The following is a 20,992-nucleotide window of genomic DNA, read 5'->3' on the forward strand; positions in this document are numbered from 1 at the left end:
ATCTAACACAACACTTATCGTTTTACAATATGTTATGATTGTTATTCAATTTATTATTATTGTTTTATGTATTCTCTTCAGTTTTTAGACAAAGAAAAAAGCATTTCTCATTACAAAGAAATGCTCTTTCATTTTTCTTGCTTTGGGGTATTGTATAACCTTGATTTTTAGCTAAATATTTGATTTGATCGGACTCCCATAGCACGTAAGTTCTATCTTGTTTGCTCACGGCGATCCGATACATCGCATAGGCAACCTTGTCTGCTCGAATCTGCTTGTATTTGCGCAGTGGACCGACCATGAACAATAGTCGTACCCAGACAGCAGAACACATCCTGCCCGACGATCTCCTCCGCGAAGTCCTCCAGCCGTGCGAAGTCGACGATCACTGTGTACAGCTTGGGATGGGAGTAGGGGAGAGGAGAACGAACGAGCGCGGTCACCCGGACGTACTCTTCACTTTGCAGGAGAAGCTTGACCAGCTGTTCACCGATCAGGCCGGTCGCTCCGAGTACAAGGGCGGTTCGATTCATCATGAACTTCACTTCCTATTCGGCAATGAATTCCTGACCTCAGTTTAGTCATTGTGAAATTTCAAAGCTCATTTCTTAAAGCTCTACAGAACCCCTATCTTTAGTGTTGGTGGATTGAGTTGTTAGGTTCGTTCCGCTTGTTCAGGAAGACGTTCAACCGTTCCGAGAATAACAGCATGGCGGCAGCCGATATAACGATATCATGCATGGGAATATCGGCGCGAGTCCCAGTCCGGTGATTAGCAATCCGCTTAGTGCAAAACCGTTCGGAAGCGGTAGCAGCAGAAGAAGCGTACCGGCAAGCGCCGTGATCTGGCCAGCTCGAATTAACAGGCGATTGCTCATCTTGAACGTGACGATTCCGGTGGTGAACCTTCCGATCGTTATGCCTGCAAAGTACATCGAAACCCAAAACGCGGCTTCGTTCGCGGGCAACCCCTTCATCTTCACCAAATAACTACTGCCCCATAAGCCAACCGTTGCTTCGACCCCGCAGTAGAATAAAAACGATGCCAAGGCATACTTGACACCTTTCGCATGCTGCGGTTTGTACACCCCCCCGTTATCAAGCGACGGCCCCGCCTCCGCTTGTTCGGCGCCTTGTTTCCCGGCTAGATGCCCCCATAACGGGAGCGTTATGAAAAGCAAAATAACTAACGCAAACTGAATTCCTGCTACGGCGAGATACCCGTCTCTCCATGAAGAATTCCCAGACAAGAACGCGGCCATAATCATTGGGACCGGCTGTCGCTCCAATACCCCAGAAACAATGCAGCCAACTCATGTGATGGGCTTTATAACGAGCCGCTACGTAATGGTTGAGTCCGGCATCGACGGCCCCTCCGCCGAGCCCAAGGGGGATGGCGCACACGATCAACCAAACGATCGATGGCGCATATGAAAATCCTAGCAGCGCGCCAGCCGTCATGATACAACTTGCCAGCGTGACGCTTCCCGTACCGAACCGGCTCACAACCGCTCCGCTTACCAAGCTGGATACAATCGTGCCAACGGTAACCGTCATCGACAACAACCCTGCCATTCCAATTGGTGCTTCCAGATCGGGCCGCATGACAGGCCATGATGCTCCGAGCAAGGAATCGGGCAGCCCGAGGCTGATAAAGGCCAAATAAATGATCAATAGCAAAATCGTCCCCATACATGTGCGCTCCCATCTTCAATTCAATCGTCGTTTGGTATTCGAACTGCCCTGCCAGTTACTTCAATAAACAAAAGAGGAGCTTCCTCAAAGGAAGCTCCTCCACTATAGTTTCCTGTTAGCTTAACATTAGTTCTCAAACAATCGTGGATTATGCCGTAATCGAGATCATCTTCCTGTACTCGTTAGCGCTTACACCGGTGTACGATTTGAATTTTTTGTAGAACCAATCCATTTCGGTATATCCGACTTCGTTAGCAATTTCATAAACTTTCATTTCTGTATGTTCGAGCAAAGATTTGGCTTTCTCCATGCGCTGCTGCAGCAGGTATTCGTTGAAGGTCATGTTCACGTGATATTTGAATTTTTGTCCCAGGTAAGAGCAGTTAAAGTGTAATATATTGGATATTTCTTTCAAAGTGATGTTCTGATGCAAAGCTTTCTCCACATAGACCTTCACTTTATCAATAACGTTGGCCTGCGGAGAAGCATCATTTTCGGATAAGGATAAGGATTGCTCATACTGTTCCCCTTGTGGCGCGGAGTCGAGCTTCCGCTTCACGTTCTGCAAGCTTGAAGTTAATTCATCGGCTGACAAGGGATCGGGCAAATAGTCGCTGACTTGATAGTACATCGCCTTTCGTGCGAGCTGGAAGTCATTGTCCCCGCCAATGAGAATAATCGGTACGCGGCTTTTGCTGCGGATCTGGCCGCACAGCTCCATCCCGCTTTCGTGAGCGCCATTCATATTGATCGCGATAAGCGAGAAACGATGCTTGGCGAATAAAGTCATGGCGGTTGCGGAAGCATCCGCATAACCTTCCAAGGCAAATCCCATACTGCTCCAATCAAGCATATATCGCGTCTTATCTCCCGATTGATGATCCAGATCGACAAACAGTACCTTATACACAATGATTACCTCCCCTTGCATTCGCGGCACGTCGAACCCCTTATGCCTGCAAAAGATTACGCTTTCATTATGTAAAATGCACGAATGATTAACAATGTGCTTTTCTTTATATCGTTAGCAGTTGTTTACTACTTGTCATTCCTTGCGGCTTCGGATTCGAAATGTCAGCTCTCAACCTATAATTAGACAGGTGGAATATCTCGTTTTCGACAGGTTGTTGCCTAATAATGTAAGCGTTACACTTTTGATGTGTTCACAAATCTTAAGGGGGATTAGGTATGCGGATTCGCAAAATGATGATTCTGTTATGCGCAATGGTTCTGGTTCTCGCAGCATGCGGCGGCGGCTCCAATAGCGGTACAAACAGCGGAACCAACACCGCTAACAACGGAACCAACAGCGCAACGAACAGCGGCGCGACCGATACGCCGGACAACGCAGCGGCGAACAATGAGGAGGAAGTGTACAGCACGCCGGAGATGGATTTCGACCTGGGCGGCAAAACGATCAAAATCGTATCGTGGTGGGACATGACGATTCCGGAAGACAATCCGGACAACATTCAACGCAAGAAAAACCTGGACGCTTTAATGGAGAAGCATAATTTCAAAGTGGAATACGTCGCTATCGATTACGGCGAATACCAGCAGAAAGTCACCGCATCCTTGCTGGCGGGCGAGCCGATTGGCGATATCGTCCGATTGGGCAAAACGTATACGGTTCCAACGCTTGTGAAGCAAGATCTGCTGTGGCCGATCGACGAGTATACGAAGAACCCTAGAGCATTCAACCAGAAGGTCACGAATGAATATTACCAGTATGAGGGCAGAGGGTACGGATTCAGCGAGGGTCACGCCAATCTGGTTCAGGGCCTCTTCTACAACCGCACGCTTATGAATCAGCTGGGTTTGAAAGCGCTTCAAGAGTATGTGAACGAAGACAACTGGAATTGGGAAACGTTCATTCAAGTGGCCAAAGAGGCCAACAAAGATACGAATAACGATGGCAAGCTGGATACATGGGGGCTCGCAAATCCATCGCTTCCAGATCAAGCTCTATATTCCAACAATACGGGCCTCACCAAAGGAGATAAGCAAAATCTGGACGATCCCGCGACGCTTGATGCGCTTAATTTCGTTTCCCGCTTGGCGACCGAGCAAGTTGGCAGACCTACGGAGGGCGGCGATTGGACAGAGGCCGGCCAATTCTTCCGTCAAGGCAACACGCTGATGGTTGCAGGCGCTCTGTGGGAGCTTAGCGGCATGCAGACGGATATGCCGGACTATGAGCTCGGTTTCGTTCCGTTTCCGAAGGGACCGAATGCTACCGAATATCATTCCGCCGAAGCGCTCTACCAGGCTTTGACGATTCCGAAAGCGGTCGAGAATCCCGAGCAGCTCATGTATATCTGGGAAAAGATCAATGACATCGATTCTATGTATGATTATCCGGACCAAGGCTGGTATGAGACTTTGTTTACCAATGAAGATGACATCAACAATGCCAAGATGGTTGCGCCTAATATGATCATTCTCGATCACAATACGTTCCCGAATCTGAAGTACTATGATTTCATGGGCGAACTGACTAGCGGGGTTTCGGTATCCACCGTCGTCGAGAAGTATAAGTCGGCGTTCCAGGCGGCAATTGATGAAGTGTATGCACCGTAACAATTGAAATGGATTGACGGACAGTCCCCATTTAGAAATTTTCTATAATGGGGACTGTTATTGGATTTAAAAACTTCTAGCTGCAGGAGGGGAGAAAAATTGAACATCAGAAAGAAGAACTATGTAATCGTCATACTAGTTCTGACCGTATTTTTTTTGTCCATTTGGGCGTTCTACCCTTCGAATCCAGCAGGTAACGGGCATGTTCGGGCCATGGCAGATTTTGAAGCGATTACGGAATCGGCTGGAGAAGGGGGCTACGACGACTATTTGAATACCCACCAGGCTGCGAAGCGGCCGGACGGGGTCATTCGAATCGAGGGGGAGAATTATGCCGAAACGGTCGGGGACGGTTTTGAAGTCATGGAGCAGCTGCATGGTTTGGATGGAAAAGCGGTTATTACGCCGGAGACGGGGTCCATTGGCTGGGACGTTCAAATCGGTCAGCCGGGTCTGTACAACGTTAGAATTCATTATTATCCGATCGAGGGAAAGAGCTCTGCGATTGAAAGAGAGTTTTCTATTAATCAGGAAATTCCCTTTAAGGGCGCTGATATTATTTTGTTTGACCGGGTTTGGGGAGACCGGCACGAAGAGATCAAGAGAGACGACAGAGGAAACGATCTGCGTCCGAGACAGGTCGAGAAGCCTGCATGGCAGCTATCGGCGCTTACCGACAGATACGGTTATTACGATGAGCTGTATTCCTTTTATTTCGACAAAGGCACGCAAAGGCTTTCCATGAAGGCGTTACGGGAACCGATGGCTATTGATTATATTGAGCTATACCAGGATCAGGACTTGAAGACGTACGAAGAACTGAAGAGCGAATATGAAGCTGAAGGCCTTAAGGCTGTCAAGGATCAATCGATTCTCATCCAAGCGGAAGACGCAACGCTCAAGTCTTCCCCGACCTTATATCCGGTATCCGACAGGTCTAGTCCAACGGTTATTCCATATGATGTTTCCAAAATCAGAATCAACACGATCGGAGGACTGAACTGGAAGCTGCCCGGGCAGTGGATCGAGTGGGAATTCGAGGTGGAAGAGGACGGTTTGTATCAGATTGCGTTAAAACAAAAGCAGGACCAGCTTCGCGGCGTTTATGCCACGCGGAGTCTTATGATCGACGGAAAATATCCGTTTCAGGAAATGAAGCGAATCCGCTTTAACTTTGAAAGGGATTGGCAGATGAACTTGCTCGGCGGCGACGAGCCCTATTTATACCATTTGACCAAAGGCGCGCATCGTATTCGAATGATGGTTTCCCTCGGCGAAATCGCTCCGTTGCTTCAAACGATCGAGTCGAGCGTGCTGAAGCTGAATGAGATGTACCGGAAAATCTTGATGATTACGTCGAATACGCCCGATCCGTTTCGCGACTATCAATTGGAGAAGCGGATTCCCGATATGATAGAGGTTTTCACTGAACAAGCCGAAACGATTCAAAGCGTCGCAGACTATCTCGAGCAAGCGACAGGCGAGCGAAGCGACAAGGTAGCCGTCCTTCACTCGATGATTCGCCAACTGAAAGATATGACGAAATATCCCGAAACGGTTGCCAAGCGATTGGATGCATACAAGGTCAATGTCGGCGGACTGGGAACATGGATCCTGACCGTGCGGGAACAACCGCTTTCGCTTGATTATCTTGTCGTCTCTTCGCCGGGCCGCGAGCTTCCGAGAGCGGAAGCGACCTTCTTCGAAGAAGCAGGACACGAGCTCGGCGCCTATGCGGCCTCTTATACGGAAGATTATGACAGCATCGGCAATACCGAAGAGAAAAACCGTTCGGTCACGGTCTGGATTACGACCGGACGCGACCAGGCGCAAGTCTTGAAGGGCTTGATCGACGACTCCTTTACGCCGGATACGAATATTTCCGTTCAGCTGAGGCTCGTTCCGGGCAACATTCTTCTGCCGGCTACGCTTGCCGGCGAGGGGCCGGACGTGGCCATGCAGATCGGCGAGGATGTTCCGGTGAACTATGCGATGAGGGGCGCTGCGGCCGACTTGTCGGAATTTGCGGATTACGATGAAGTTGCTTCAAGGTTCCGCGACAGCGGACTTACGCCTTACAAATACGATGGGGGAGTGTATGCCCTCCCAGAGCAGCAGACATTCCCGATGCTGTTTTACCGCAAGGATATCCTCAAGGAGTTGAATTTAACTCCACCCAAAACCTGGCAGGAAATTTATAACATGATTTCGGTTCTTCAGAAGCACAACATGGCGTTTTATTTGCCGCTTGAAGCCACGAATGCGAGCTTGGTTCCGAATGCGACCTTCTCTATGCTGCTCTACCAGAACGGCGGCAAATTTTATCGGGATGACGATAAGAAGAGCGCACTCGATTCCGAAATTTCAATGAACGCTTTTAAAAAATGGACGCAATTTTATACAAGCTATAAGTTCCCGCTGCAAGCGGACTTCCCGAACCGGTTCCGGACGGGCGAGATGCCGATCGGCATTGCGGACTATACGACGTACAACATGCTGACGGTGTTGGCTCCGGAGATCAAAGGCCTATGGGACTTCACCATTGTTCCGGGTACGAAGCTTGCGGACGGCACTATAAACAATGAAGTGGCAAGCCATACAACCGCGGTCATGATGCTGGAAAATTCGGATGATAAAGAGTCGTCTTGGGCGTTTATGAAGTGGTGGACGGACAAGGAAACCCAGATTGCTTACGGACGCGAGATGGAAGGTCTTATGGGCGAGGCGGCACGTTATCCGACGGCCAATATTGATGCGCTTGAAGAATTGCCTTGGCCGGTCAAGGATTACAACAATTTGGAGAGCCAGTGGCAGTGGGTCAGAGGCATCCCGCAGGTTCCGGGCGGATACTTTACGGGCAGACATTTGGACAATGCCTTCAGGAAAGTCGTTAACGCCAATGAGAATCCCCGCGAAGCCTTTTCGGACTATATCCTCTATATCAACGATGAAATTGAAATTAAGCGAAAAGAATTTAATTTACCGTATTAGTTAGGGGGTGGAAGCAGGGTGCAAGCAGAAACAACCGTTCAAGCCATGAAGGGCTCCATTCACCCGAAGAAGAGATCTAGGTGGGCTTATGTCATGAGTGAGTTGAAACGAAACAAGCATTACTACCTATTGATGAGTCCTTACATGATTATTTTCTTTTTATTTACCGTTATTCCGGTAGTTTTCTCGCTGGGCTTAAGTTTCTTCTATTTTAATATGCTTGAATTTCCGCGCTTTGTTGGTTGGCAAAACTATTCCAGGCTGTTTCTTAATGACGATATTTTTATGATCGCCTTGAAGAATACGTTTATGTTCGCGGTCATTACCGGCCCAGTCAGCTATATCGCCTGCTTTGTGTTTGCATGGATTATCAATGAGCTTACGCCCAAGGTGCGCGCTGTCATGACATTGATTTTTTATGCGCCGGCGATTTCCGGAAATGTGTTCTTTATCTGGCTGATTGTGTTTTCCGGGGACAGCTACGGCTACTTGAACGGCTTTTTGATGAAAGCCGGGTTTATATTGGAACCGATTCAATGGCTGCTGGACGAGAAATATATTTTGACCATTGTCATGATCGTTCAGCTTTGGCTCAGTCTGGGCACCAGCTTCCTGGCTTTTATCGCCGGTCTGCAAACGATCGATAAAACGCTGGTTGAAGCAGGAGCGGTAGACGGAATTAAGAACCGCTGGCAGGAGCTTTGGTTCATTACGCTGCCATCGATGAGGCCGCAGCTTCTGTTCGGAGCGGTCATGCAGATTACCGCTTCGTTTGCGGTTGCCGACATATCGATCGCGCTTGCGGGCTTTCCAAGCGTCAATTACGCGGCGCATACCGTCGTTACGCATCTGATGGACTATGGCACCATCCGTTTCGAGATGGGCTATGCGTCCGCCATTGCGACGGTTCTCTTCGGCCTGATGATCGGGACCAACATGCTGACGCAAAAAATGTTGAGAAAGATAGGTGAGTGACGTTGGTCATGAAAATGATGGCGGCCTTTCGAACGCCCAAAAAGCTTAATCGCTCCTTTACCGTCAGCTTTTTGCTGTTCGTGCTCCTTGCCTTATTCGGGTCATTTATGGCTTTGCCGTTACTTTATGCGGTGAACAATGCCTTTAAGCCGCTTGACGAATTGTTCATTTTCCCGCCGCGGTTTTTCGTGAACAATCCGACATTGGATAACTTTTATGATCTGCTCGCCTTGATGGGGAATTCGTGGGTGCCGCTCTCGCGCTATATCGCGAATACGCTGCTAATTACGATAGTCGGCACCGCGGGGCATATCTTATTGGCATCCGCAGCGGCTTATCCGCTTGCCAAGTATCGATTCATGGGCTCTAAAACGCTTTTCTCCATCGTCGTGCTGTCCTTGATGTTTTCTCCGCATGTAACGGCCATCCCCAACTATATGGTAATGTCCTGGCTGGGGTGGATTAATGCGCATGCGTCTATCATTGTGCCTTCATTAGCATTTTCGTTAGGTTTGTTCCTGATGAAGCAATTTATGGAACAAATACCGGATGCATTGCTGGAAGCGGCCAAGATTGACGGAGCTAACGAGTACCGGATTTACTGGAGTATCGTTATGCCCAATGTAAAGCCTGCATGGCTGACGCTCATGATTTTGCAATTTCCGATGCTATGGGGAACCGATGGAGGCAGCTTTATCTACAGCGAGAACCTGAAGACGCTTCATTATGCTTTGGGGCAGATTACGCTTGGGGGGATTGCCAGAGCAGGGGTTGGAGCGGCAGTCGCGCTGATCTTGATGATTGTTCCGATTTCGCTCTTTATTATTTCCCAGAGCAGCGTCATTCAGACGATGGCGACTTCCGGGATGAAGGATTAGAAGGGAGCCGTGCACGATGTTTAGAAGCATACAAAAAGGGAAAGCACACCTCCTTATTGCGCTTTGTTGTTTACTGGGCGTAAGCATGGGCGGAACGCTTGTCCAGGCTGAAGACGGAGCCGCCGCTTCCTATAATTACTCCTTCTGGGGAGATACCGTCGCCTCGCCAGCGGCTTATCAGGCGACGACCTTGTTGAGCGGGCCGGGCCTGGGGGTGGGGCCGTTCAAGGATCCGAGCGATCTTCACGTCACGCCGGACAAACAAATCTATGTGCTGGATTCCGGCAATAACCGGATTGTTATTCTTGATGAGCAATTCAATCCGGTTACCACGATCGATTCCTTTGATCGGGGCGGGCAAGCGGACACATTCCAAAGTCCTCAAGGCCTCTTCGTAACGGAACAGAAGCATGTGCTTATTGCCGATACAGGCCATAATCGCGTCGTTCATCTCGACCAGGATTTCAAATTGGTAAAGATTGTCGAAGCGCCGGAGTCCGAGCTGCTGCAGGATACTTTCCTGTTTCAACCCGTTCGGGTTGTTATGGACAAGGCGCAGCGGATTTATGTGATGGCGACCGGTGTATTTGACGGCTTTATAGAATTTAATGCAGACGGGGCGTTCACTTCTTTTATCGGCGCTAACCGCGTTTATATCGATCCTGTTGAGTACTTCTGGAAGCGGCTGTCGACGCGGGCGCAGCGGAGCCAGATGGTCATGTTTACGCCGACGGAGTTTACGAACCTGGATATTGACGATGAAGGGTTCATTTATGCAACCAATGGGGATCTTTGGGGAGACAATATCAAAAAGCTGAATGCTCAGGGCAACGATATTTTGCGTAGAACCGGGTATTTCAATCCTCAGGGCGATGTTCGTTATACGAACGAAAATGGCCCCTCCAGGCTTGTGGATATTGATGTCGCGGACAGCGAGATGTATTCCGTTCTCGATTCTAAGCGGGGCCGGGTTTTCACCTACAGCGGTGACGGACATTTCATGTACGTTTTCGGGGGGATAGGCAACCAATTGGGCGAATTCAATACGCCGGCGGCGATTGAGCGGGTCGGAGACGATATCCTTGTCCTGGATAAGGCGCTCGGCGAGATTACAGTATTCCAAACGACGGAGTATGGCCGGACGCTCAACGAAGCCGTTAGAAGCTATTATAGAGGCGAGGAAGAGAAAGCCTTTCAATTATTTAATCAGACGATCAACATGAACGCAAACCTGGAATTCGCTTATGCCGGTATTGGCAAGTCGCTTCTTAGGCAAGGCGATTACGAAGAGGCGATGAAGTATTTTAAACGAAGCATGGATCAGAGGAATTATTCGAAGGCGTTCCTGCTCTTCCGGAAGCAAGTGATGAGGGAGCACTTCGCCACGATCATGACCGTTATCGTCGTACTTGCAGCCTGCGCTCTATTGGTGAGAAAGTACCGGAGAACGATGGTAAGAAAGAGGGGTGTTTCTATTGAATAAAGAGTTGTTTAAATACCCGTTAAATCTCATCGTTCATCCCTTTAACGGCTACTGGGACCTGAAATATGACCGGAGTCAGAAGCTCAATTTAATCATTTCATTTGCGGTTTTGTTCCTGCTTGCCGTTACCAATATTTTAAGCAGCCAATACAGCGGTTTCCTAGTTAATCTGTTCAATCCGAACGAGATGAACAGCTTCATGGAAGTCCTGTACGTGGTCGTGCCGGTCTTGTTCTGGTGCGTGGCCAATTGGTCGCTCACTACCCTGATGGACGGGGAAGGGAAGTTTGTCGAAATCTTTACCTCTACATGCTTTGCCCTAATTCCGCTGGTCGTTATTAATTTCCCGTGGATTTGGTTAAGCAACGTTATTTCGATACAAGAAACGGCATTTTATTATTTTTCGAATAGCGTTGCCGTTATCTGGTTTGTTTTTCTGTTATTTGTCGGTAATATGACGGTGCATCAATTTACGCCGTCCAAGACGATCGGGATCATCATTCTGACGGTCGTCGCCATGGGCTTTATGGCCTTTATCAGTTTATTGTTCTTCAGCTTGGTCCAACAGATCATCGCCTTCATATCCGTTATCTATCAAGAATTGGTTATGAGGAACTAAGGAAGGAGGGGGAGAGATGAGCATAACTGCAAGATACTTACTGCTTACCGCATGTTTACTGGTCGGGATCATCGTCGCAGGCTGCTCGGATGGGGGCACGGCCAATCAGGCGGATGAAAGCGAACAGCTTGCCGAGGCATTTACGCAAGGAAAGGCTCTGGGCGTTTCCTTCACGGATACCCGAGTGGCCGGCATGAAAGGGATCGCCGAAAATGATTTATTGCAATTGTTTGTGGACGATCAGACAGGCGCGGTTGCGGTCATTCATAAGAAAAGCGGCGAGATATGGCACAGCAATCCTCCTGAACGCGATTCGGATTCGTTAGCCGCCGGGGTTAACAAGGGTGTATTGTCCGCTCAATTGAAAATCGATTTTTATAATTTGTTTGGCCAGCTAAATGCGGTCAATTCCTATTCGGACAGCGTTGTCCATAAGCAGATCAAATTCGAGGAGATTGTGAATGGCGTAAGGGTGTCTTATCAGTTCGGAACTAGCGAAAAAACGATGGACGACATGCCCATGAAGATCAGCAAAGCCCGTTTTGAAGAAAAGGTGCTAAGTAAATTGGATAAAACGGGGCAGCGGGCATTGAAAATCGCATATACCGAGGACAAAGAAAATTCAATTTATGTAAGAAATGATGGAGCCTTGAAAGGACTTCAGCTTGACCGGGCGCTCAAGGCATTCGAGGATGCCGGTTATACGGAGGAGGATCTGGTAGCCGATATCGCGGAGAACAATCTGGATCAGACGAAGCCGGAGCCGCGGATTTTCCTTGCATCGATTGAATATATCCTGGATGGTGATAGTCTCGTCGCCAAGGTTCCGGTTTCGGGTATCCGTTATCCGGCGGAATATCCGGTGAATACGATTTCGTTCTTGAGCTTCTTTGGCGCAGGGGATACGGAGACGAAGGGTTCTATCCTTGTCCCGGACGGGTCGGGAGCGCTTATCCATTTCAACAACGGCAAAACGAATTATCCGGCCTACCAGCAGCAAGTATACGGAACGGATCAGGCGTTGGATACGACCGAAAATGCGGTTAGAACGCAAGAGGTCAGGCTGCCTGTATTCGGAATCATCCGCGAGGGCGGCGCATTTCTCGGCATTATTGAAGAAGGCGAGTCCGTTGCGACCATTAATGCCGATATCAGCGGCAGGCTGAACAGCTATAACTACGTCTACCCGAGCTTCTCTGTTCTGAACAAGGGCGATTTAAGCCTGGATGCAAATGGACAGCAGCGCTCGCTGCCGAAGTTTCAAGAAAATCCGATGAAGACCGACTTCACGGTCCGTTATGCTTTTCTAGACGGCGAAGATGCATCTTATCAAGGATTGGCGGCGTACTACCAGCAATATTTGAAGCAGAACAACGGTCTCCCTCAGCCGAAGACGGGTGACGAGAAGAAAGATATCCCTTTTTATTTGCAGCTGATCGGCAGCATATCCAAAAAGAAGCATATAGCAGGAATTCCGTATCAAGCGCTTGAGCCTCTTACGACATTCGAACAAGCGCAGAGCATTGTGACACAGATGCAGCAGCGCGATATTCATCAAATTAAGCTCAAGTACTCCGGCTGGTTCAACAAAGGCTTTGATCACGAGGTTCCGGAGAACATAACGGTCGATCGGAAGATCGGCGGAAGCAAAGGCTTGCGGGACTTTGTATCGTTTGCGCAGAACCAGGGAATTTCATTCTATCCGGACGTTGCGATTCTAACTGCCCATTCAGGATCAGGGTTTAATGAGACAAAGGAAGCTTCCAGAACGTTAAGAGGAGTCCCTGCAACGCTTTATCCGCTCGACATGGCGCTCAATCGACGCGACCGGGACCGGTTGCCGTCCTATGTCGTATCGCCGAAGGCAGCAGGCAAATTCGTGGATGCCATGCTGAAGGACTTCGGCAGCTTTCAGACCGGCGGCATCTCTTTGCGGGATTTGGCAGATCAATTGAACAGCGACTATCGCGAGAACAAACAAATCGATCGGGCAGAGTCCGAGGGCATGTCCGTTCAAGCACTTAACAAGATTCGTGAAGCGGACCTCAAGATGATGGCTGAAGGAGGAAATGCCTATGCGCTTCCTTTCCTGACGGATATTACAAATGCGCCTATGTCGAACAGCAAATTTAAAATCGAGGACGAAGAGATTCCTTTCTATCAAATGGTTGTTCGCGGATTTATCGATTATACGGGAGCGCCATATAATCTTTCTACCTCCACCGATATAAAGCAATACGTGCTCAAATGTCTGGAATACGGAGCTGGCGTTTACTTCGAGTGGATCTATGAGCCGAATCATAGGGTGAAAGATACGGAATATAACGAGCTGTACGCCGTCAATTACGAGCTCTGGATCGATCAGGCCGCCGAGATCTATCAGGAGGTGAACGCGATTCTGAAGAATGTCCGGAATGAGCGGATCACCGGGCATGAGAAGCTGAGTGAAGGCGTGTTCAAAACGGTCTATGAGAATGGCGCTTATGTCATTGTGAATTATAACCGTTCGAAAGTAACGGCGGGCGGCAGGACGGTCGAAGCCGAGAGCTATATTACGGGTGGTGGGCAATCATGAAATCCTTAACGAAGCTCGGCATGAAGCAAAGGACGTATGCGGAGCAGAAAGCGCTTTGGGGCTTTGTCTATGTTTTGCCTTGGCTGCTTGGATTTATATTTTTCTTCTTTATTCCATTGCTGTCTTCCTTAAGGTACAGCTTTAGCACTATAAAAGCCAATGCTGAAGGCTTGACGATCACGTTTGCCGGCTGGACGAATTACTTGGAAGCCTTGACCGTCGACACCAGCTTTAACCGGACGCTGACGGAAGCGATCGTGAATATGGTAGTAAACGTACCGCTGATCGTCATATTCAGCTTGTTCCTCGCGGTATTGCTGAACCAGAAATTTTTTGGCAGATCCGTGGCCAGGTCCATCTTTTTCCTGCCGGTCATCCTGGCCTCCGGGATCATTATGACCCTTGAGAGCACCAGCTTGATCCAAGCCGTTAACGAGCAAAATGCGGGCTCCGGCGGCGTTATGAATGCTTTTGCAAGCTTTGAACTGGCCAAAATGATGCTGCAAGCAGGTGTAAACGAGACGATCGTGTTGTATCTGACGGGGGCGGTTGACCGGATTTACCAAATCGTCAGTCAGTCCGGCGTCCAGATCCTGATTTTTCTTGCCGGCATTCAGACGATTTCGCCCCAGCTGTACGAAGCGTCCAAGATGGAGGGGGCTACCGGCTATGAAGCCTTCTGGAAAATCACGTTTCCGATGGTCAGCCCGCTTATTCTGGTCAATATGATCTATACGATTATTGATTCGTTCTCGCGAAATGCGCTGACGGACTTGATTCGTGATACGGGCTTTGTCAAATTTAACTTTGGACTCAGCTCGGCGATGGCCTGGATTTATTTTCTGGCGATTGCCGTCATTTTATTGATCAGTTCTTATTTTGTATCCAGGAAAGTCTTTTACCACGAATAATAGAAAGAGGGTGTATGAGATGCCCATTTCCAGGTTGTTATCGTTAGAAAGCTGGAAGCGATGGCTTTGGACATTCATTCGGTTAACGCTGATCGCAGGATTATCGTTCGTTATTTTGTACCCGATCCTTCAGAAAATCTCTACAGCGATTAAGGACAAAACGGATCTTTATTCGCCGATCGTCGTTTGGATTCCCAAGCATTATACGCTGGAAAATTTCATGAACGCGATAAGGATCATGGACTATTGGGAGACGCTGCTCAATACCTTTACGCTGTCGGCGACGACCACGATTCTGACTGCGGTTTCCTGCGCGCTCGCCGGTTACGGGTTTGCCCGCCTGAAATTTAAAGGAAGCAATTTGTTCTTTGCAGGTGTCATTTTGACCATACTCGTACCGCCAACAACGATACTCATTCCGATTTATTTAAATCTGAAGGATTTCACCTTAATGGGACTGATTCCTTTGATTGCCGGGAAGCCCGTTAATTTGCTCAACTCCTATTGGCCGTTTATTCTCACGTCGCTGACGGCGAATTCGCTTAAAGCAGGATTGTATATTTTTATCTTTCGGCAATTTTTCAGGGGAATTCCCAAAGAGGTCGAGGAAGCGGCGTACATCGACGGCGCCGGGGTAGGGACAACGTTCACTCGGATCATGCTGCCCAATGCGGTGCCGGCCATCATTACGACGACGCTCTTCTCGTTTGTATGGCAATGGAACGACAGCTTCTTTACGACGACGTATTTAACCTCGAGTAAAGTCATGTCTACGCAATTGTCGTCATTGCCGTACAATCTGGCGATTCAGCTTGCTGGCGGCGATACATCAAAAGCGGATCCGTTCTATATGAGCATGGTGCAGGATACAGGGATTCTGCTCGCGATTTTACCGCTCATTATTATTTATTTGTTCGTTCAGCGTTATTTTGTCGAAAGTATCGAGCGAACAGGCATCGTCGGTTAAGCTTTACCGAGCTGTACAGAAAGCGTCTTGCGCGAGCCGGAGGTTTCCGCAAGACGTTTCCGGTTTTGTGGAGTGAATAGCAATTACCATAGGAAGGTGGTTTCCGGCTTGTCCAGCCCAATAATCAAACGAAGACACACCTTGCTTATAACCTTGTTAGCCACCGCAATAGTCGTAACGGTGCTGCTGTTGAACCGGTTCGAGCCAAACGGGACAGAAGCTGACGGTACTGGCGAAAGCCCGGCGGCTCAGCAAATGAATGAGATGGAGGTGGAAGCGGCTATGGAGTCAATTGAACAGACTGCGGCCCCGGAGGGAGAAACAGCCGAAAACGGCGGCCAGGCAGCGCCTGCGGAGCCGTCGGTCCAGACGGATATTCCGTCGCTTGCGGAAACGTATGCAGACTATTTTCCGATCGGAGCGGCCATTGAACCGTTTCAGACTACTGGGCTGAAGGCCGAGCTGCTTAAGAAGCACGTGAATTGGCTGGTCGCGGAGAATGCGATGAAGCCGGCTTCGCTGCAGCCTACGGAAAGGAACTTCACTTGGGAAAATGCGGACCGGATCGTCGAATTTGCGAAGGAGAGCGGCATGGAAGTACGCTTCCACACGCTTGTCTGGCATAGCCAGGTCGGAGCTTGGTTCTTTAAGGATGCCGAAGGCAAACCGATGGTCGATGAGACGGAACCGGGGAAGCGCGAAGCGAACAAGAAATTGCTGCTTGAACGGCTCGATACACATGTCCGCACTATCGTCGACCGTTACAAGGACGACATCAAATCATGGGATGTGGTCAACGAGGTTATCGAACCGGGCGATCTGGACGGGATGCGCGCCAGCGACTGGTACAAGATTACGGGTACCGACTACATCGAGACGGCCTTCCGCGCCGCGCGCGAAGCGGGCGGACCGGACGCTAAGCTGTACATCAACGATTATGGAACGGACAATCCGGCGAAGCGTGACAGGTTGTATGAACTGGTGAAGGAAATGCTGGACAAGGGGGTGCCGATCGATGGCGTCGGGCATCAGACGCATATCGGCATACATGGGCCATCGGTCGATTCCATCATCGAATCAATGCGGAAATTCAGCGAACTCGGCCTTGACAATCTGGTCACCGAGCTCGATATGAGCATCTATGCATGGAACGATCGCAGTGATTTCGGTGCGGATATTCCGGATAATGTGCTGAAGAAGCAAGCAGATCGGTATCGCGAGCTGTTCGAGGCGTTCAAGGCGAACAAAGACATTCTCAGCGGCGTCGTATTCTGGGGAATCGCGGATGACCATACCTGGCTAAGCTCGTTCCCGATGAAGCGCACCGAGGCGCCGCTCCTGTTCGACAAGCAGCTGCATGCGAAGCCGGCTTTCTGGGCGGTCGTCGATTCGTCAAAGTTGGTAAAGTAAGGAGAATCTGGTCGATTACAGTTACTTCCGCTATGAGAAGCTTGTCTAATCAATTATTTGTCATTGAGGAGAGTGTCCTTGCATGAATTATAAAAATCCGGTTATTAGCGGATTCCACCCGGACCCGAGCGTTTGCCGGGCCGGAGAGGATTATTATCTGGTAACAAGCTCTTTCGAATATTTTCCGGGCGTTCCGCTCTTTCACAGCAAGGATCTCGTGAATTGGACGCAGCTTGGCCATGTCCTGACCCGGCCCGATCAGCTCGATCTAAGCCGAGCGCCAAGCTCCGGCGGCATATTCGCGCCGACGATCCGCGAGCATAAGGGAACGTTTTATATGGTGACCACGAACGTCACGGCCGGAGGCAACTTCATCGTTCATACGAACGATCCGCGCGGGGAATGGTCGAACCCCGTATTCGTCGATCATCCCGGCATCGATCCCGACCTATTCTTCGATGAGGACGGGACGGTCTATTTCACATCGGCTGCTCATGGCGCCGATGGCCCCGGCATTTATCAGAGCCGAATCGACTTAAAGACCGGGAAAAGGAACTCCGACGTGACCTTCCTGTGGACGGGAACCGGCGGCCAATACCCGGAGGCTCCGCATATTTATCGGATCGGCGAGTGGTACTATCTAATGATCGCCGAAGGCGGCACCGAGTATGGCCATATGGAAACGGTGGCAAGGAGCGAGAGACCAAACGGGCCGTTCGAGAGCTGCCCGCACAATCCGATCTTGACCCATCGCAGCCAATCTAAATCCATTCATGCGACAGGACACGCAGACATCGTCCAAACGCCAGAAGGAGATTGGTGGGCCGTATTTCTGGGCATCCGGCCACACGGCTATCCGAATCGCCACCACCTTGGCAGAGAGACGTTCCTTGCACCCGTCACATGGACGGAAGACGGCTGGCCGATCATTGGCGATAACGGGACCGTAAGCGAGACGATGCCGGCAGGCATTCTTCCGCTGCAGCCGGTTGAGGCGCCTCCAGCCAAGGATGACTTCGCAGGTCCGACTCTCGCCCCGTACTGGAATATGATGCGAATATCTGATCCGGAGCGTTGGTCGCTTAGCGAGAAGGAGAGCTGCCTGACGCTGCACGGCAACGAGACGAGCTTGAATGAAATCGGCGCTCCTGCGTTCGTCGCGAGAAGGCAGCAGCATTTTGATTGCGACGTGTCCGCGCATATGACGTTTGCGCCTTTACGGGACGGCGAAGAAGCGGGCATCGCCGTGTACATGAACGAACGCTTCCATTACGAGCTTGCGTTGATGCGCATCGCGGGCGAGCGGAAGATCATCTTCCGAAGAAGAATTGGCAGCTTGCAGAAGATCGAGAATGAAGCGCCTTGGTCTTCCGATTCGCTTTTGCTGCACGTGAGAGCAAATAGGGATCAATATACCTTCGGGTTCTCCGACGGCAACGGAGCGCCGTTCTGGTTCGGGCGCGGAGAGACCTCTCTGCTCGCGACGGAAGTAGCAGGCGGGTTCACGGGCGTGCTTATCGCCTTATATGCGACGGGTAACGGCGTCAAATCCGAATCGCCGGCTCATTTTGACTGGTTTGATTACAAAGCGGTCGAGTAGGATTTTAACATCAAATATAATTCGGGAAACTTAACTTCTACTTGGATCGAGGCTTATTTCAGTAATTTCACCATCGGCAAAGTAAGTAAATGAATTATTATTTTTTTTAAGCGATGATGAACAACAAAGGCTTTTCCCCCGCGTTATGGGGGAGAAGCCTTTATTGATGCGAGATAATAGACTCTCGTAAATCTTTTTGCAGCTTCAGCGCTCGATCATGAAGGAATTGAATCCCGAATTGTTTAATTATGTACAAACATATAAGACTTATTGACGTATATAACCACATGGCTTGGCAGGAGATGAACGTAAATAACCGGAGAGTGGCATCTCCTTCATGGCGAGAAGCCGCAGGGATGTGAAAATTGAAGGCTGCAAATTGGTTACATTACAGGAGGTAAAGTATGGGAGTCGAATGGTACGATATGATAGCTCGAAGAAATGGAGGGTATAAAAGTAGGGCTGTATTTACTGTTGAGGGTAAATCTGCTGAAGATATTTTTGAGGACCGCTTAATTAACATGTTACCAGATTTTAAATCGGTTATGGATGCAGGATGTGGTCACGGTGAATTTACGCTAAGGATGTCTAAATATACTAATCGAATAATCGGATTTGATAATTCTGTCGAACTCATTAATATTGCACAGACATTATTAAATTCTAGCAACATCCATAATGTAAATTTTGTGTATGCTACTACAAAGTCACAGATGCCTTTCCATGATGAAGAATTTGACTTGATTTATGACCGCAGAGGGCCAACTTCCATCATAAATCACAGCAGTTTATTAACTTCCGGGGGTATTATTTTTGGAATTCATACGAGCATAGATTCCGCAAGAGAACGTTTGTTTAAAAATGGATTTATAGATATAGAAATTGAGGAGTTTAATGAAGCAATTTCATATTTTCCGAACGAGATGGAGTTTGCTAAATTTCTGTCAGACGTACCAGGGAATCCTGATTACACGTTACCCGAATTTAGAAAAGAGCTTCAAGCAAAGATGGAAGAAAATATTATTGGAGGAAGACTTGGTATAAGAGAACATAAATACATATGGAAGGCAATGAAACCTTAAGTACGAAGGAATGAATTCCAACATCAAGCTAGCGGATAACGTGCGATTGATCCCAGATAACGAACAGGAGTTTGTGCATCAGATTTTTCTGCTGCCGGTATCCAATATAAGGCATTGCCGATGGGGCTGTCTCTCAGGTCAATTAATGACCTTTTGAGACAGTCCCAGTACCGGCCGGCTTCTATAAATTGTAGGCTTCAATGGTGATGGAGTTCGGGCCTTTTTTTCTTGCATAGTTAATGGCTTCTATGGAAGATTCGATTAGATTCCGAATTTCCGTTATATTTTTGACATGACCGATTAACCCGCCAATATAGCATCCCATTTGTTTCGGACAGCCTATGCTTAAAAAATCATATTTTTTTATATCATCGATAATGGACTGAGCGACTTGAATGATCGCTTCCTTATCCGCTTTGGCAAATACCACGAATTCATCGCCATGGGCGCGGCCAATAGCTGCGTGACTTAAGTATACTCTGACATTTGATTCAATCATCTGATAACAAGCGACAATGACACGATCTCCGACATCGAAGCCAAAGTCGTCATTGACCTGCTTGAAATGGCTGATGTCAAAGCGAAAGACGGAGACGGTATCGTCTCCCGAACACAAAGCAGAGATGTTAGCCGCTGTATCAAGAAACATCTCCATATTGGGGATGTTCTTTTTGATCTCATGCGCATGCGTTTGTTCAATATTTAATAAATCAATGTTCTTATCCATATCAAAACCTTCCTTCTCGATTATTGTGATGAGCCGATCAATTGCGATTTTCTTTTGGATTTGTTCATTAAGTACGGAAGTGATCTCGATGCGCTTGCGGATCAGTTGATGAACGATTTTGTTGCCCTCAACGGGGCCGCTTAATATTTCTTTTATCTCCGTGAGGGAAAATTCAAGATTTTTCAGGATGATAATCCAGTTTAAAAGATGAGATTGCTCCGGTTCATAGGAACGATAACTAGTCTCAGGATCAATTGCCGATGGTTTAAGCAGCCCAATCTCGTCATAGTGCCGCAGAATTTTAGCAGTAACGTTATTCAGTAGGGCGAACTCGCCTATTTTCAAAGATGACACCCTTTCATAAAGAACTCCGGCCGGAATTGCTTATATTAACCATAAACCTTTCCCCTACAGGAAAGTCAATACTTTATTAGAAAACTAGCTCTAACCAGTGATGGTATGAGAAACTTGATAAAAATATTTTAAAAAGCCCCAACCT

The 20,992-nt window shown here is 48.7% G+C and carries 15 protein-coding genes and 1 pseudogene; 12 read left to right on the forward strand and 4 right to left on the reverse strand.

Annotation, left to right across the window (positions count from 1 at the left end):
* Window positions 1–212 precede the first annotated feature (212 nt).
* The 3 genes and pseudogenes from DFP97_RS10980 to DFP97_RS10990 form a co-directional block, all read right to left on the reverse strand.
* Window positions 213–536, reverse strand: a complete 324-nt coding sequence (locus DFP97_RS10980) for an NAD(P)H-binding protein (RefSeq protein WP_114380034.1) — start codon at window positions 534–536, stop codon at window positions 213–215.
* Between the two features lie 195 nt (window positions 537–731).
* A pseudogene (locus tag DFP97_RS10985) lies at window positions 732–1,692 on the reverse strand (MFS transporter); the annotation flags it as partial.
* A gap of 151 nt (window positions 1,693–1,843) precedes the next feature.
* Window positions 1,844–2,605 carry a response regulator transcription factor gene (locus DFP97_RS10990; RefSeq protein WP_114380035.1) on the reverse strand — a complete coding sequence of 254 codons (762 nt, stop codon included), beginning with the start codon at window positions 2,603–2,605 and terminating at the stop codon, window positions 1,844–1,846.
* Window positions 2,606–2,883: 278 nt separating this feature from the next.
* Between DFP97_RS10990 and DFP97_RS10995 the strand changes: the two genes are divergently transcribed.
* From DFP97_RS10995 to DFP97_RS11050, 12 genes are all read left to right on the forward strand, one after another.
* Window positions 2,884–4,275, forward strand: a complete 1,392-nt coding sequence (locus DFP97_RS10995) for an ABC transporter substrate-binding protein (protein ID WP_114380036.1) — start codon at window positions 2,884–2,886, stop codon at window positions 4,273–4,275.
* A gap of 99 nt (window positions 4,276–4,374) precedes the next feature.
* Complete coding sequence (locus tag DFP97_RS11000) at window positions 4,375–7,266, forward strand: extracellular solute-binding protein (RefSeq protein WP_181873464.1); 2,892 nt, start codon at window positions 4,375–4,377, stop codon at window positions 7,264–7,266.
* Window positions 7,267–7,311: 45 nt separating this feature from the next.
* On the forward strand, window positions 7,312–8,241 hold the full coding sequence (locus tag DFP97_RS11005; protein WP_114380204.1) for a carbohydrate ABC transporter permease: 930 nt from the start codon (window positions 7,312–7,314) through the stop codon (window positions 8,239–8,241).
* Window positions 8,242–8,249: 8 nt separating this feature from the next.
* Window positions 8,250–9,119, forward strand: coding sequence for a carbohydrate ABC transporter permease (locus tag DFP97_RS11010; protein WP_114380205.1), 870 nt, complete (start codon window positions 8,250–8,252; stop codon window positions 9,117–9,119).
* 16 nt (window positions 9,120–9,135) lie between these two features.
* Window positions 9,136–10,602, forward strand: coding sequence for a hypothetical protein (locus DFP97_RS11015; protein ID WP_114380037.1), 1,467 nt, complete (start codon window positions 9,136–9,138; stop codon window positions 10,600–10,602).
* Complete coding sequence (locus DFP97_RS11020) at window positions 10,595–11,221, forward strand: YIP1 family protein (RefSeq protein ID WP_114380038.1); 627 nt, start codon at window positions 10,595–10,597, stop codon at window positions 11,219–11,221. The genes DFP97_RS11015 and DFP97_RS11020 overlap by 8 nt, the downstream gene beginning before the upstream one ends.
* Window positions 11,222–11,237: 16 nt before the next feature.
* Entirely contained in the window at window positions 11,238–13,796 is a 2,559-nt protein-coding gene (locus DFP97_RS11025) for a DUF5696 domain-containing protein (RefSeq protein WP_114380039.1), read from the forward strand.
* Entirely contained in the window at window positions 13,793–14,707 is a 915-nt protein-coding gene (locus tag DFP97_RS11030; RefSeq protein WP_114380040.1) for a carbohydrate ABC transporter permease, read from the forward strand. The genes DFP97_RS11025 and DFP97_RS11030 overlap by 4 nt, the downstream gene beginning before the upstream one ends.
* Window positions 14,708–14,726: 19 nt before the next feature.
* Window positions 14,727–15,674 carry a carbohydrate ABC transporter permease gene (locus DFP97_RS11035; RefSeq protein ID WP_114380041.1) on the forward strand — a complete coding sequence of 316 codons (948 nt, stop codon included), beginning with the start codon at window positions 14,727–14,729 and terminating at the stop codon, window positions 15,672–15,674.
* 108 nt (window positions 15,675–15,782) lie between these two features.
* Window positions 15,783–17,084, forward strand: a complete 1,302-nt coding sequence (locus tag DFP97_RS11040) for an endo-1,4-beta-xylanase (RefSeq protein WP_245976111.1) — start codon at window positions 15,783–15,785, stop codon at window positions 17,082–17,084.
* 82 nt (window positions 17,085–17,166) lie between these two features.
* Window positions 17,167–18,684: a glycoside hydrolase family 43 protein gene (locus tag DFP97_RS11045; RefSeq protein WP_114380042.1), complete on the forward strand. Its 1,518-nt coding sequence runs from the start codon at window positions 17,167–17,169 to the stop codon at window positions 18,682–18,684.
* Between the two features lie 404 nt (window positions 18,685–19,088).
* Window positions 19,089–19,766: a class I SAM-dependent methyltransferase gene (locus DFP97_RS11050; RefSeq protein WP_114380043.1), complete on the forward strand. Its 678-nt coding sequence runs from the start codon at window positions 19,089–19,091 to the stop codon at window positions 19,764–19,766.
* Between the two features lie 181 nt (window positions 19,767–19,947).
* On the opposite strand, the gene DFP97_RS11055 is transcribed toward DFP97_RS11050, so the two are convergent.
* Window positions 19,948–20,838 carry a diguanylate cyclase domain-containing protein gene (locus DFP97_RS11055; RefSeq protein ID WP_147275044.1) on the reverse strand — a complete coding sequence of 297 codons (891 nt, stop codon included), beginning with the start codon at window positions 20,836–20,838 and terminating at the stop codon, window positions 19,948–19,950.
* Between the last annotated feature and the right edge of the window lie 154 nt (window positions 20,839–20,992).

It is taken from the genome of Paenibacillus prosopidis, assembly GCF_003337375.1.
Taxonomy (GTDB): domain Bacteria; phylum Bacillota; class Bacilli; order Paenibacillales; family Paenibacillaceae; genus Pristimantibacillus; species Pristimantibacillus prosopidis.